The organism is Rhodanobacter sp. C05 (assembly GCF_002001165.1).
Taxonomy (GTDB): domain Bacteria; phylum Pseudomonadota; class Gammaproteobacteria; order Xanthomonadales; family Rhodanobacteraceae; genus Rhodanobacter.
This window is the reverse complement of the sequence record NZ_MUNQ01000026.1, coordinates 81,479-95,724: the sequence shown is the minus strand read 5'-3', so window position 1 is coordinate 95,724 and position 14,246 is coordinate 81,479. Positions and strand designations below refer to the sequence as shown.

General features: G+C 63.3%; 10 protein-coding genes. 8 read left to right on the top strand and 2 right to left on the bottom strand.

What is annotated here, in order from left to right:
* The first annotated feature begins 26 nt into the window (after positions 1–26).
* Genes B0E51_RS18205 through B0E51_RS18195 form a run of 3 tightly spaced genes read left to right on the top strand, consistent with a single transcriptional unit; the run spans position 27 to position 8,483 of the window.
* The gene (locus tag B0E51_RS18205) at positions 27–6,209 is read left to right on the top strand and encodes an Hpt domain-containing protein (RefSeq protein ID WP_077446305.1); all 6,183 of its coding nucleotides are present in this window, start codon (positions 27–29) and stop codon (positions 6,207–6,209) included.
* Positions 6,202–7,950, top strand: coding sequence for a chemotaxis protein CheB (locus B0E51_RS18200; RefSeq protein WP_077446304.1), 1,749 nt, complete (start codon positions 6,202–6,204; stop codon positions 7,948–7,950). Before B0E51_RS18205 ends, B0E51_RS18200 begins: the two co-directional genes overlap by 8 nt.
* Positions 7,947–8,483 carry a chemotaxis protein CheW gene (locus tag B0E51_RS18195; protein ID WP_077446303.1) on the top strand — a complete coding sequence of 179 codons (537 nt, stop codon included), beginning with the start codon at positions 7,947–7,949 and terminating at the stop codon, positions 8,481–8,483. Before B0E51_RS18200 ends, B0E51_RS18195 begins: the two co-directional genes overlap by 4 nt.
* Before the next feature lie 35 nt (positions 8,484–8,518).
* On the opposite strand, the gene B0E51_RS18190 is transcribed toward B0E51_RS18195, so the two are convergent.
* A complete protein-coding gene (locus B0E51_RS18190; RefSeq protein ID WP_077446429.1) occupies positions 8,519–9,253 on the bottom strand; it encodes a 16S rRNA (uracil(1498)-N(3))-methyltransferase in 735 nt (244 codons plus the stop codon).
* A gap of 185 nt (positions 9,254–9,438) precedes the next feature.
* On the opposite strand from B0E51_RS18190, the gene B0E51_RS18185 reads away from it, so the two are divergent.
* Positions 9,439–9,762: a hypothetical protein gene (locus B0E51_RS18185; RefSeq protein ID WP_077446302.1), complete on the top strand. Its 324-nt coding sequence runs from the start codon at positions 9,439–9,441 to the stop codon at positions 9,760–9,762.
* 42 nt (positions 9,763–9,804) lie between these two features.
* On the opposite strand, the gene B0E51_RS18180 is transcribed toward B0E51_RS18185, so the two are convergent.
* Positions 9,805–11,169 (bottom strand): adenosylmethionine--8-amino-7-oxononanoate transaminase, encoded by a 1,365-nt coding sequence (locus tag B0E51_RS18180; RefSeq protein ID WP_077446301.1) that lies wholly within the window; start codon positions 11,167–11,169, stop codon positions 9,805–9,807.
* A gap of 66 nt (positions 11,170–11,235) precedes the next feature.
* Between B0E51_RS18180 and B0E51_RS18175 the strand changes: the two genes are divergently transcribed.
* Genes B0E51_RS18175 through cysQ form a run of 4 tightly spaced genes read left to right on the top strand, consistent with a single transcriptional unit; the run spans position 11,236 to position 14,242 of the window.
* Entirely contained in the window at positions 11,236–12,042 is an 807-nt protein-coding gene (locus tag B0E51_RS18175) for a type II secretion system protein N (protein ID WP_077446300.1), read from the top strand.
* Positions 12,039–12,833 carry an inositol monophosphatase family protein gene (locus tag B0E51_RS18170; protein ID WP_077446299.1) on the top strand — a complete coding sequence of 265 codons (795 nt, stop codon included), beginning with the start codon at positions 12,039–12,041 and terminating at the stop codon, positions 12,831–12,833. The genes B0E51_RS18175 and B0E51_RS18170 overlap by 4 nt, the downstream gene beginning before the upstream one ends.
* 39 nt (positions 12,834–12,872) lie before the next feature.
* Positions 12,873–13,430, top strand: a complete 558-nt coding sequence (nudE, locus tag B0E51_RS18165) for an ADP compounds hydrolase NudE (protein ID WP_077446298.1) — start codon at positions 12,873–12,875, stop codon at positions 13,428–13,430.
* Positions 13,427–14,242, top strand: coding sequence for a 3'(2'),5'-bisphosphate nucleotidase CysQ (gene cysQ, locus B0E51_RS18160; RefSeq protein WP_077446297.1), 816 nt, complete (start codon positions 13,427–13,429; stop codon positions 14,240–14,242). Before nudE ends, cysQ begins: the two co-directional genes overlap by 4 nt.
* Positions 14,243–14,246 lie beyond the last annotated feature (4 nt).

The following is a 14,246-nucleotide window of genomic DNA, read 5'->3' as shown; positions in this document are numbered from 1 at the left end:
CGTTGCGCAACCGTTGAGAGAGGCGCATGAGACTTCAAGACCACATCGATTTCACCACACTGCAGTGGGTCAAGCCGGAGCTCGACGATACCTTGTCGATCGCCCGCGAGGCGCTGGAGTCCTATGTTGACAATCCAGCCAAGCGCGACTACATGCGCACTTGTGCGGATCATCTGCATCAGGTGCATGGCACCTTGCGGATGGTCGAGCTGTATGGCGCGGCGATGGTTACCGCCGAGATGGAAACGCTCGTCATCGCGCTGCTTGGGGATCACGTCGCCCATCGCGAGGATGCCTATGCCGCGTTGATGCGTGGCTTGATGCAACTTCCCGATTATCTCGAACGCCTGTCCAGCGGCCATCGTGATGTGCCGGTGGTGCTGCTGCCATTGCTGAATGACTTGCGCGCCAGCCGCGAGCAGCCGCCGCTGCCCGAGTCGGCGATGTTCCATCCGAATCTCGACGCGTTCCTGCCGGAGCAAGCCCCGGCTGCGATGAGCGAGGCATATGCCGAAGCACATCGCAGCGAACTGGTGGATCTGCGGCTGCGTTTCCAGCAGCAACTGCTTGCCTGGTTCCGCGGACAGAATGCATCGCAGCAGTTGATCGGCATGCGCAAGACGCTGCTGGCGATCACGGCGCGCTGCTTCCATGTACATGGGCGACGCTTGTGGTGGATAGCTGCCGGTGTCCTCGAGGGACTGGAACAGGGAGCACTCAAGGCTCAGGCGGGCGAAATTCGCCAGCTGGTCGGCAAGGTTGACCGCAACATCCGCCTGCTGATCGAACAGGGTGAAAACAGCCTGCGCGGTGGCGAAGCGGATGAGGTGGCCTGCAAGCTGCTCTACATCGTGGCCCAGGCCAAGCAACGCAGTCCGCAGATGGAACTGCTTCGCACGACCTACGCGCTGGACAGCCTGTTGCCCGATGCCGGCGAGCTGGAGCATGCCCGCGGTTCGATGTCCGGACACAATCGCGCGCTGCTCGACTCCGTATCGCGTGCCTTGAAGGACGATCTGCTGCGTGTCAAGGAAGCGCTGGATCTGTTCCTGCGCCAGCAGGATGGTGACCCGGCGCAACTGGCTGTGCAGGGTGAAGTGCTCGAACGCGTGGGCGATACGCTGGGCATGCTGGCGCTGACGGTACCTCGCCGTGTGATCGGCGAACAGCGACGGGTACTCGACGAGATCGCGAACCGTCTGCGTCCGGCCGATGAAGATACTTTGCTCGATGTGGCTGGAGCATTGTTGTACGTCGAGGCTTCACTGGACGATCACATCGAAAGCCTCGGCTCAGAGGACGAGTCGGCCGCAGGTGGAGTTGCACCTGGACTACCGCGCAGCGAGGCGCTGGGCGTCGTCACGACCCTCATGCAGGAAGCGATCGGCAACACCGGCAAGGTGAAGGACGCGATCGTTGCCTTTGTCGAATCCGGCTGGGAGCACGATCGTCTGGCGGGCGCATCAGTCCTGATGGACGAAGTCGCTGGCGCCATGCGCATGTTGTCGGCAACACGTCCGGCTGAACTGGCGGAAGGCGTGGGTCGCTTCGTCGGCTATGAACTGCTGGATGACCGGCGCGTACCCAGCGGGGCGCAGATGGATCATCTCGCCGATGCTCTCGCAGCACTCGAGTACTATCTCGAGGCCGCGCGCGAACATCGTGGTGGGCTGGAACATATTCTGGATGTGGCCGAGCACAGTCTTGGCTTGCTCGGTTACTGGCCACTGCCTGCCGCACGTGCGGTGTCCACGGCAACCGTAGCCACGCCTGTTGTGGCTGCCCCCGTTAGCCACGTCTTCGAGCATGAGGAGCATCCGGAGCTCTCCGAATCCGTCAGCCTGCTGCCCGGTGACGACCTGGGCCATGTGTTCATTGGCGACACGGTTCCACCAGCTACCACTGTTCATGATCTGGACGGTCTGCGGCTGGCGCAGACTGAAGCGACTGCGCCCGCGATGCTGGAGTCGAATGCGTCGGATGGCCAGGACGACTGGATCGAAATCGAGGAAGAAATTGTCGAGCAGGTGCCCGTGCGCGATGCGCTGGCGGCCAACACCGGCTTCAATGCGAATGCTGAAGGCATCGACGACGATATCCGCGAGATCTTCCTGGAAGAAATGCAGGAGGAAATCGACAACCTGCGTGCTGCCGAACAAACCTGGCTGGCTGATCCCGCCCAGCAATCTTCGCTCGTAGGTATCCGCCGCTCGTTCCATACGCTCAAGGGCTCCGGCCGACTGGTCGGTGCCGGCGTGCTCGGCGAGTTCGCGTGGAAAGTGGAGGACATGCTCAATCGGGTGCTGGACAACACGATCCAGCCAAATGAGGGTGTACAGGCAGTCGTTCGTCACGCTATCGATGCGTTGCCACAATTGCTGGCTGCACTCAAGGGCGACGGTACGCCGACGCTGCCACTCAGCGCCATCATGCAGGCCGCCGAGCAACAGGCCGCTGGCCAGCCGGCACGCGTGGAGGATTACGCATCGGGTGCGACCGAAACAGTTCGTCGTGTGGTACGCCGGCGTGTGCCGCGCGTTGATGTAGCGGCGCAGGCCGTCCCGGAAGCCGGCGTAACCGATGCCCACACTGCCGCTGCCGAGCACGAGGCAGTCGAGCCGGCATCGTTCATTGCGATTTCGGCAATGCCACCGGTCGATCCGGTGCTGCTGGAGATCCTGCGCAGCGAAGTTGCGCAATACCTGCAGACCATCCGCGCCGCGATTCAGCGCGGCGGTAGCGAATTGCCCATCACGGAAGAGCTGCTGCGTGCCGTGCATACACTGCATGGTGCCATCGCGATGGTCGACATCCTGCTGCTCACTCAGCTGCTGTCGCCGCTGGAGGGACTGCTCAAGCGTCTGCGTGCCGCCAATCAGCCGTTGCCGGCCGAGGGTGTGCATCTGCTTGGCCAGTCGGTCGAGGTCGTCGACCACGTGATGAGCCAGTTCGATGTCGCCGAGCCGCAGTTGCCCAACGTGGATGCGTTGACCGCACAGCTGATTGACATGCGCGATCGTTATCCCGAGTCGCAGGTGGCGCATGTGGTGTTCGAGCCGCGTCCCGACGAGGAGGAAGCTGCTGCCGAAACGGCCGCTCCGGCGCATGCAGCAGGCGACGAAACGGCAATGGCCGCATCGCTGGATGCCAGCATGGACAAGCTCGTCGCAGGACATGCAGATGAGACAGGCGCCGAAGTGCCGACGGAAGCAACTCAGCAGGCAGGAGCTCCGCTGGACGATGTGCACCATGTCGAATTTGCTGCCGAGCTGGTAGCCGCACTGGGCGCGTTCGAACCCGAGGCCGCCGCTGCCGAGCAGGCACTTGCAGAGAAGGCAGAACAGGCGGCCCGTCAGGCCGAGACTGAAAGACTGGCCGCGGAACAGGCAGAGGCCGAGAAGCTGGCTGCGGAGCAGGCAGCAGCAGAGCAAGCTGCCGCAGAGCATGCAGCTGCAGAGAAGGCGGTGGCGGAACAGGCGGCTGCCGAGAAACGTGCAGCTGAGCAGGCCGAAGCCGACAGGCTCGCTGCTGAACATGCAGCCGCGGAACAAGCAGCTGCAGAGAAGGCAGCAGCAGAGCATGCAGCAGCAGAGCATGCAGCAGCAGAGCATGCAGCAGCAGAACATGCCGAAGCCGAGAAACTTGCGGCGGAACAGGCTGCCGCCGAGAAGCTTGCAGCAGAACATGCCGAAGCCGAGAAATTCGCCGCAGAACAAGCTGCTGCCGAAAAGCTGGCTGCCGAGCAGGCTGCGGCCGATGCAGTGTCGGTGGAAACAAGTGCAATGCCGGCACACGAGCCGGCATATGCGCTGGCGGGCTCCGGCCATATCGATGCCGATCTGCTCGAAGTGTTCATCGAAGAGGCCCACGAACTCCTCGATCATGCCGATGGCGTGTTGGCACATTGGCATGCCGAGCCATCCGAACTGGCTCATGTGGCCGAGCTGCAGCGCGATCTGCATACGCTGAAGGGCGGTGCACGAATCGCCGGGTTGTCTTCAGTAGGTGATCTTTCACACGCGATCGAGACCTTGCTCGAGAAGCCGATTCGCGATGTGGAAAAGACCGGCCCGCTGATTGCTGCGCTGGAGGCGAGCTTTGATCAGCTGCACGCGCTGACGCAGCAGGTTTCACAGGGACAGACGCCTGCGTACCCGCAAGCCATGATCGATCAGCTGCTGAGTCTCGCAGGAGAGCAGACGCTGGCCGACGACGAGGTATTGGCTGCTGCCGTCGTGCCGCTGCAGGTGTCGAAACCGGTACGGGCAACACCGGCACCAGTAGTGCCGAGCACGCTGGAAGGGCTGGAACTACCCGAGCTGCTGCCGGAAGAAGATGAGGAAGTACGTTCTCCGCAGGAGCAGATCCGTGTCCGCGCCGATCTGCTCGACAACCTGGTCAACCACGCCGGCGAGGTGGCGATTTACCGTTCGCGCCTCGAACAGCAGGTGGCCGGCTACCGTTTCAACCTGGTCGAGCTCGAACAGACTGTCGCGCGTCTGCGCAGCCAGCTGCGCATGCTGGAAATCGAGACCGAAGCGCAGATCATCGCGCGCTTCCAGCGCGAGCATCGCGAAGCGGGCATGGCGACGTTCGATCCGCTCGAGCTCGATCGTTTCTCGCAACTGCAGCAGTATTCGCGTGCACTGGCCGAATCGGTATCCGATCTGGTGTCGATCCAGAGCATGCTGGACGAGCTGACCCGGCAGGCCGAGACCCTGCTGATCCAGCAGTCCCGCGTCAGTACAGAGTTGCAGGAAGGCTTGCTGCGCACACGCATGCTGCCGTTCGACACGATGGTGCCGAACCTGCGCCGCACGCTGCGTCAGGCTGCCCAGGAAGAAGGCAAGAGCGCCCAGCTGTACGTGGACGGCGCACACGGCGAAATGGATCGCAACCTGCTCGACCGCATCAAGGCACCGTTCGAGCACATGCTGCGCAATGCCATCGCACATGGCATCGAGACTCCGACCGAGCGCCGCAAGGCGGGCAAGTCAGCCGAAGGCTCCGTGCATATCCAGGTGGCGCGTGAGGCTACCGAGGTAGTGATTCGAGTCAGTGATGATGGCCGTGGCCTGAATCGCGCCGCGATCCGCAAGCGCGGCATCGAGCGTGGGCTGCTGCGTGCCGACATCAAGCCGACCGACAACCAGCTGCTCTCGCTGATCACCCAGCCGGGCTTCTCCACTGCCAGCAAGGTGACCCAGCTTGCCGGTCGCGGCGTCGGCATGGACGTGGTGGCGAACGAGATCAAGCAGCTTGGCGGTTCGCTGTCGATCGATTCGGACGAGGGCAAGGGCAGCACCTTCGTGCTGCGACTGCCATTCACGCTCGCCGTAACCCAGGCCATCCTGGTACGCATCGGCGAGGCGACCTTCGCCATTCCGATGACGTCGGTGCAGGGTGTGGCGCGGGTCAATCCGGAAGATCTGGCGGTCATGATGACCGAGGACGAGCCGTCATTCCGCTACGGCAACGAGGCTTATGGCATCCACGATCTGGCTGAACTGCTGGGTCTGCCACCAGGGCTGCAGCCCGAGGGCGAACAGCAGCCGCTGCTGCTGACCCGCGCCGGCGATCTGCGTGCGGCGATCCGTATCGACGCCGTGCTCGGTTCGCGCGAGATCGTGGTCAAGTCGGTCGGTCCGCAGATCAGTTCGGTGCCGGGCCTGCTCGGTGCGACGATCATGGGTGACGGCTCGGTGCTGATCATTCTGGATCTGGCGCCGCTGGTCCGTCATGGCATCACCCGTCGTCAGCAGCGTCTGGCCGATGGCCTCAGTGCAGTGCAGGCGCCGATCATCGAAGAGGTGCGGGTGCAGCCGCTGGTGATGGTGGTGGATGATTCGATCACCATGCGCAAGGTCACCAGCCGTGTGCTGGAACGCCACGAATACGAGGTCAGTACGGCCAAGGACGGTGTCGATGCGCTGGAGAAACTGCACGAGCGTGTGCCGGATCTGATGCTGCTGGATATCGAGATGCCGCGGATGGACGGCTACGAGCTGGCGACCCACATGAAGGCCGACCCGCGCCTGCGCAATGTGCCGATCATCATGATCACCTCGCGCAGCGGAGACAAACATCGCCAGCGGGCGTTCGACATCGGTGTGGATCGCTACCTGGGCAAGCCGTATCAGGAAGCCGAGTTGCTGGTGCAGATCAGTGAAGTGCTCGAGCAGCGGGCGGCGGAGCCGATTCATGACTGAAACGACTCCAGCGGTTGCGCTGTTGTTCGACGACACTGAGCTGGGCAGTCAGTTACGCGAAGCACTGCATGAGCATGGCGCGCGGATCGTTCATGAGGGAGGCGTTTCCAGTCTCAGCCGTGATTTGCTGCGGCAATTGGGTGCGGATGTCGTCGTGGTCAATCTGGACGATGGTGATGATGATGTATTCGACAATCTGTACGAGCTCATCGACAGCGACCAGCCACGGGTGGTGTTCAACGACGCGCAGGTAAGTCGTGGCCTGAGTGGGTGGGACCGCGCACGCTGGGCGCGGCATCTCGCGGTCAAGGTGCTGGCTGCAGGCGATATCGATCCGCCGCGCCCGCTGGGATCACGCGCCATCGACACTCCTGTGCCGGCCGGGCCGACCGAATCCGTTGCAGATGCTCCGGCCGAGACCCCGTTCGAGGCCATCGCAACGGATGCCGAAGCGCCGGCCGCTGCAGTCATCGAAAAAGCTGATGCGCCCGGGCACGATATCGAGCCGGAGTTTGCGTCCATGCCGTCCGAGCCGGATTTCCTGTCGCATGACGATCTGGATGGCGAGCACGAGATGATCGCCAGTGCCGAATCGGAGAATCTGGCGGCAGAACTGGAAGCCTTGCTGGCTTCGGGTGAGTTGCCGGTCGATGACGAGCAGGCCTCCGGTTCCGGCTTGCGCTTCGCCGATGACGAGGAGTTGCCGCCATTGCATGACGGCAACTTCGGTGTGGCACCTGCTGCATTCGATGCACCCGTAAGCCACCATGAGGCGCCGTCCATCGCGGCCACTGCACATGCCGAACTGTCGAAGGTTGTGGGCGCGCCATTTGACGATCTGAAGCTGGAGTCGCCGGCTGATCCGTCGATTGTGACCATTCCGGCGTCGGCGGATGAGCCCGTTCACGCTGCGCCAGTGACCGTGTCCGCTCGTGCGCCGGACAACTGGGCATTGCTGGATGAGGACACGCTGCCTGCCGGGCCTGCGAAAAACGAGGCTGCTGCGTTTGGCATCGAGAAAGTGAGCGCGGCGGATTTTCTGGCGCCGGATATCGAACCGGTCGCAGCTGGCGTCGAGCCCGTGTTCAGTCTTGAACTGGTGTCGATGGAAGAGGCTATCGCACCCAAGCAGTATGTACATGATCACGAAATGCTGCTCGACGAACTGGGGAGTGCCTTGAGCCGGATCGTGCTGCTCGGGGCAGCACCAAGCGGTGTGGATTCCGTCTGCGATTTTCTCGCCGCGCTGCCGGCCAACTGCCGGCTGACTTTCCTGCATACCCAGCATATGGGCGCGCAACAGTCCGACACCGCGTTGGTGGAACGATTGGCTGCGCATTGCCCATTGCCGCTACGCCTTGCTGTGCAAGGCGAACGCGCTGCAGCTGGCGAGGTGCTGATGGTTCCGGCGGGACAGCAGGTGGTGCTGCGTCGCGATGGCAAGATCGAGCTGCAGGCGATCGCTTCGGATCAGGCACAAGGTCCATCGATTGATGCCAGCCTCACGATGGCGGCGAATGCGTTTGGTCGTGATGCATTGGCGATTGTGTTTGCGGGCCGTGCCAACGATGCGGTCGCCGGATCGCAGGCGATCCATGATCGCGGCGGCCAGGTTTGGGTAGAGTCGTCGTCCGGTGAACATTTTGCCGATATGGTCAGCGGTATTTTCGCCGAACGACTGGTCAGTTTTTCCGGTACGCCGCATGAGCTGGCGGCGCACCTGATCGAGGTGTTTCCATGAGTGATCCGCTGCCGCGTGAAATCCGCTGCGTACTGGTGCCGGTCGGCAACCAGCGTCTGCTGCTGCCCAATGCCACCATTGCCGAGGTGATCACCCAGAGCAAACCCGAGCCGTTGCCCGGTGCGCCGGCCTGGGTACTTGGCCGTATCGCCTGGCGTGGTTGGCGTGTGCCGCTGGTGTCGTTTACTCAACTGGCTGGTACCGAGGAAGGTGATGCCGAGCTGAGCGTACGCGTGGCCGTGCTGAAAGCGCTTGGTGGCAACCCCAAGTTGCCGTTCATCGCAGTGTTGACGCAGGGTTTCCCGCGCCTTACCACGTTGAACGCCGAATTGATCATCCCCACCCACGACGGCAGCGAGTTGCCGCCGGGTGTGCGGGCGCAGGTATTGGTGCGCGATGACGTTGCCATGATTCCGGATCTGGAGTGGATCGAGGCCGAGCTGCACCGCTTGCAAGATGCCGCCGATCAGGCGGTTCCGGCGGAATCCGCAGAATCGGCAGGATCAGACGAGTCCACCGGCATCGAAGGCTGAGGCCATTTCACCGGGTGATGCCGACGACGGCTGACTTAACCGTCGCCGTGCAGAGCCTGCAGCGCTGCGAGTGCGGCCAGCCCGGCCGTCTCGGTGCGCAGGATTCGCGGCCCCAGCCTGAGCCCCTCAAAGCCTGCCGCAGTCAAGGCGCCAATGTCGCGCTCGCCCAAACCACCCTCGGGGCCCACCACCAGCAGGCCTCCGGCTGACGTAAAGCGCAGTTCGCGGGATGAGCATGCAGCCTCCGGCAGCAGTGCCAGGCGCAGCGCGTCATCTTTGCGCAGGCTGTCCAGCCATAGCGGCAATGACAGTGTCGGGATGATCTCGGGCAGACGCGCACGACCACTCTGCTCACAGGCGCTGGCCGCCACCGCGCGCCAGTGCGCCAGCCGCTTTTCCGCCCGGGTGGCATCCAGCTTCACTTCCGAACGCTCGGTCAGCAACGGCACGATGCGCGCTACGCCAAGCTCGGTCGCTTTCTGCACGATCAGATCCATCTTCTCGCCTCGGGCGACTCCCTGCGCCAGGGTCAACGGCAGCGGGGATTCATTGGCGAGTTCATGTCGTGCATCCACCCGTACCACAACTTCGCGTTTTCCGACGGCCTGGATGGTCGCCGGATAGTCGCTGCCGTCACCATTGAACAGGGTCAGTGGATCGCTTGCGGTGAGGCGCAGTACGCGCGATACGTGTTCGCTGGCCTGTAGTGGAAGCGCCAGTTCGGTATTGACGGCAAGTGGCAGGGCAACATGAATACGGATGGTGCGCATGCGGACGTCGCGATCGTGCAAAAACACAAGCATAGCGGAGGCGACGGGGTGAAGGCGTTCAAAACGCAGCAGACAACCGGTTAGCTGAATGCCGGCGAGATGCCCGCATGGCATGCCTTGCTTGTCGGCTGCGGTGGGGGCAGGATGCTGGAGCAACTCATGCAGGTATCAACGAGGTGTACGCCATGCTCAAGACAACTGTCATTTCGCTCGCACTGGCTGTCAGCCTCGGCGTCAGCGCACTGGCTGTCGCCCAGAGTGCACCCGCGCAGGCGGCCAGTCCGAGCGACAACATGTCCTCCAGCCAAGCCAGTGCCAGCCAGGACCATCAAGTCATCAAGCCGGGTGATCGTCTGTGCATCCGCAATACCGGCAGCCTGATTCCGGCGAAGAAAGGGCAATGTCTGCAGGCGGTAACTGGGCGCAGCTATTCCCAGCAGGAGTTGCGGAACACAGGTGCGATCAACAATGCGCAGGCCCTGCGCATGCTCGATCCGTCCATTCACTGAGGCCGTACTTCTCAGTGAGGCTTTCGACGGTGAGGCTGCAGTTCAGTTCGCCACTGCGCGTTCGATGCCGGCAATCGCCACGTCCACCAGCAGGTCGATCTCGGCCTCGCTGACGACGTAGGGCGGCATGAAATACACCACATCACCGAGTGGACGCAGCAGCACGCCATGCTGAAGTCCATGCAAGTACACGCGCAGACCGCGCCGCTCCGCCACCGGAAATGGGCGGCGACGGGCTTTGTCGGCGATCAGTTCGATCGCGGCGATCATGCCGGCCTGACGCACGTCAGCGACATTTGGATGGTCGCGAAATGGTTCGAGGCGCCTGGCGAGGTGCGCGGCGAGCTGGCGATTGCGTTCGAGTACCGGTTCGTCACGGAAGATCGCCAAGGTCTCCAGCGCCACTCGGCAAGCCAGCGGGTTGCCGGTATAGCTATGCGAATGCAGAAACGCCTTGCCGGCGCCGTATTCCGCGTAGAACGCCTCGTAGATTTCGGTGGTGGTGAGTACCGCCGACAATGGCAGGAAGCCACCGGTGAGCCCTTTCGACAGGCACATGAAATCCGGCGTTACATTGGCCTGCCCGCAGGCGAACAGCGTGCCGGTGCGGCCGAAGCCCACGGCGATCTCGTCCGCGATGAAGTGCACCGCGAACTCGTCGCACAGCGCACGCAAGCCTGTCAGGTAACTGGGGTGATACATGCGCATGCCACCAGCGCACTGCACCAGCGGTTCGACGATCACCGCGCAGGTCTCGTGGGTGTGACTTTCCAGCAGCGCGCGCATTTCGCCAAGCCGACGCATGGCAGTTTGTTCAGGCGACTCGCCAGGTTCACCCAAATACGCATCTGGCGATGGCGCGAGAAATGGCGTCAGCAGCAGCGGTGCATAGGTCTTGCGGTATAGCGCAACATCGCTGACCGACAGCGCGCCCAGCGTCTCGCCGTGGTAACTGCCGCTGAGCGCGATGAAGCGAGTCTTCTCGCCATGGCCCTGGTTGAGCCAGTAATGGAAGCTCATCTTCAGCGCCACTTCGATCGCCGCCGAGCCATTGTCCGCGTAGAACACGCGATCCAGCCCGGGCGGCGTGATGCGTACCAGTTCCTCGGCCAGTTCGATTGCAGGCTTGTGGGTGAAGCCGGCGAAGATCACGTGCTCAAGCGTGGTCGCCTGCGCAGCCAGCGCGGCGGCGATGCGTGGGTTGGCATGGCCGAACAGGTTCGTCCACCATGAGCTGATGCCATCGAGGTAGCGACGGCCGTCGGCGTCGATCAGCCAGGCACCTTCGCCGCGCACGATCGGCACCATGGGTACGCTCTCGTGATCGTGCATCTGGGTACAGGGATGCCACAGGTGTTTCAGATCGCGTGCGGCGAGCGCGACATTGCTGCTTGCGGGGATGGTCATGCGGCTATCATCGACGCTCCAGGATGGGCGCTCAAGCCCGCACATGGATCATCCCGGGAATCGACGTTGAAGTACCTGCGAAAATTCTTGATCGGCCTCGGCGTGCTGGTCCTGGCCTTGGCACTGGTGCTGTGGTTTCTGCCGGTACGCTGGGTGCTGCCGTGGATCGGGCCACAACTGCATGGGTTGCGCCTGCAGCAAGTGCAGGGTTCGCTGTGGGAGGGCCGCGCCGGCCAGGTGGTGATGCCCACCGGTCACCAACTGGGTCAACTGGAATGGACGTTGTCGCGTCGAGCGCTGTTCGGGCAAGTGCAAACACAGTTGAATCTGCACGGACCGCTGCTCGATTTTTCGGGCGAAATGCAGGGATTGCCCGACCACCGGATCGAATGGAGCGGGATGAACATGCGCGTCGAACTCGCGGCACTCCTGCCTCCAGTGAATCTGCCGCAGGGTCAGCCGCGTGGTGAACTGCTGCTGACGGTTGACCATGCCTTGCTGCAGGGTGGCTGGCCGCTGCAACTGCAGGCGCAGGTGCGATGGAAGAGCGCCATCATGCACACACGGAATGGCGATGTGGTCCTGGGCGATCTGCAGGGACAGGCGCAGGCGCAGGAAGGCGTGATCCAGGCGCAATGGCATGATGACGGGCATGGACCGCTGCAGGTCGATGGCCAGCTGCAACTGAGTCCGCTGGGCTGGCGGCTGGACGCGACGCTGCATGCCCGACAGCCTGATCCGGCTTTACGCCATTGGCTGGCCGGGCTGGGTCAGCCGGATGCCAAAGGCGATATACATATCCAACGCAGCGGCGGACTGGCGGGCACTTTGCCTGGCGCGGCTGCCACCAACCAGGGCACGAAACCACGATGAATCCCGAGACGGCCGTATCGGCGCTGACTGCCGCACGCGAAGCGGCCTCCGCAGCCGCCGAAGTGATCCGGCACTACTGGCACCGCGGTGTCGAAGTGGAGCTGAAACCTGATGCCACGCCGGTGACGGTTGCCGATCGTGAGGCCGAGCGCGCGATCCGGCAGATCCTGCAGGCGGCGTTGCCGCAGGCGGCGATCTATGGCGAGGAGTTCGGACTCGAAGGTGAGCGTGGTGGCCCGCTGTGGCTGGTCGATCCGCTCGACGGAACCAAGAGCTTTGTGCGGCGTACGCCGTTCTTCTCCACCCAGATTGCCTTGATGGATGGCAACGAACTGGTACTTGGCGTGTCCAGTGCGCCGATCTACGGCGAGACCATGTGGGCCAGCGCAGGCGGCGGCGCTTGGCTCGATGGCGAGCGTGTGCGGGTAGCGGACACCAGCGCGATCAGCGAGGCATCGATTTCCACTGGCAACGTCAAGACGCTGACCGCCGATGCACGCTGGGATGCACTCGGCGCGCTGATCCGCGACAGCAACCGTATCCGCGGCTACGGCGATTTCTGCCATTACCACCTGCTCGCTCGTGGCTCGCTGGATCTGGTGATCGAGTCGGACGTGAATATCCTCGATATCGCTGCTCTGGCGGTTATCGTGCGCGAGGCCGGGGGTGTGTTCACCGATCTGGACGGCGCACCCTTGACGCTCGATACGCACAGCGTGCTGGCCGGCACGCCGGCGATCCACCGGCAGGCGTTGCAGCGGTTGCACAGGGATGCCGGCACGGCGCCATGACTGCCTGCGTCGAGGCGACCGCCGCGCTAGAATGGCCGGATGCGCAAGCCACCGATCATCCATGCCACGCGTGACGTCGACAACAGCCACTTCCTGCATGTCGAGCAGCTCGATCTGGAATTTTCCAACGGCGAACGCCGCACCTACGAGCGTCTGAAGGGCGGTGGCCTTGGTGCGGTGATCATCGTGCCGATGCTCGACGACGAGACCGTGCTGCTGGTGCGCGAATACGGCGCCGGCGTAGGCCGTTACGAACTCGGCCTGCCGAAGGGCCGGCTGGATCAGGACGAGACGGCCGAGCAGGGCGCCGAGCGCGAGTTGAAGGAAGAGATCGGTTACGGCGCGCGCCGGCTGAAAATCCTGCACAACCTGTCGTTGTCGCCCTCGTACATGACGCATATGGCGCATGTGGTGCTGGCGCAGGATCTGTATCCCGAGCGGCTGATCGGCGATGAACCCGAGGAACTCGATGTGGTGCCGTGGAAGATGTCAGAACTGCATACCTTGCTTGGTCGCGATGACGTGACCGAAGGGCGCTCGATCGCCGCGCTGTTCATGGCCCGCGAATATCTCGCCGGGCGCTTTCAGCGCGCATGAGTACGGCTCCTGCATTTGCCCGGCAGATCGGCGAGATCGCCCGCGCTGCCGGTGAGGCCATCCTGGCGATCTATCACAGCGACTTCGCGGTACAGACCAAGGCGGACGCGTCGCCACTGACGGCGGCGGATCTGGCGGCGCAGCAGGTCATCATGAGCGCACTGGCCAAGCTCGATCCGGCGCTGCCGGTGTTGTCGGAAGAGGCCAAGGCGCTGGCCTGGTCCGAGCGCCAGCACTGGTCACGCTACTGGCTGGTCGACCCGCTCGATGGCACCCGCGAATTCGTGAAGCGCAACGGCGAATTCACCGTCAACATCGCGTTGATCGACGATCACCAGTCCGTGCTGGGCGTGGTGCTGGCACCTGTGACTGGCGAGTTGTATATCGCCGAGCGCGGTCATGGTGCGTGGTTGCAGGCGCAGGCCGGTGGCGACTGGCAACGCCTCCATGCACGCGCGCTGGCGCAGCCACCGGTGCTGGCCGGCAGCCGTTCGCATGGCAGCCTGCAGGACTCCATGTTGCAGGCTCTGCTTGGTGCGGATCATCAGCTGGTGCCGCTGGGTTCCTCGCTGAAGTTCTGCCTGATCGCGCGTGGCGCGGCGGACGCCTATCTGCGGCTCGGACCCACCAGCGAGTGGGATACGGCCGCCGCACAATGCGTGCTGCAGGAAGCCGGTGGCGCGGTGATGGACCTGCAGGGGCGGATGTTTCGCTACAACCGCGGCGAGTCGCTGCTCAATCCCGAATTCATCGCAGTCGGCGATCCCTCGGTCGACTGGGCAGCGCGGTTGCGTACAGCTGGTTGTGAATGATTTG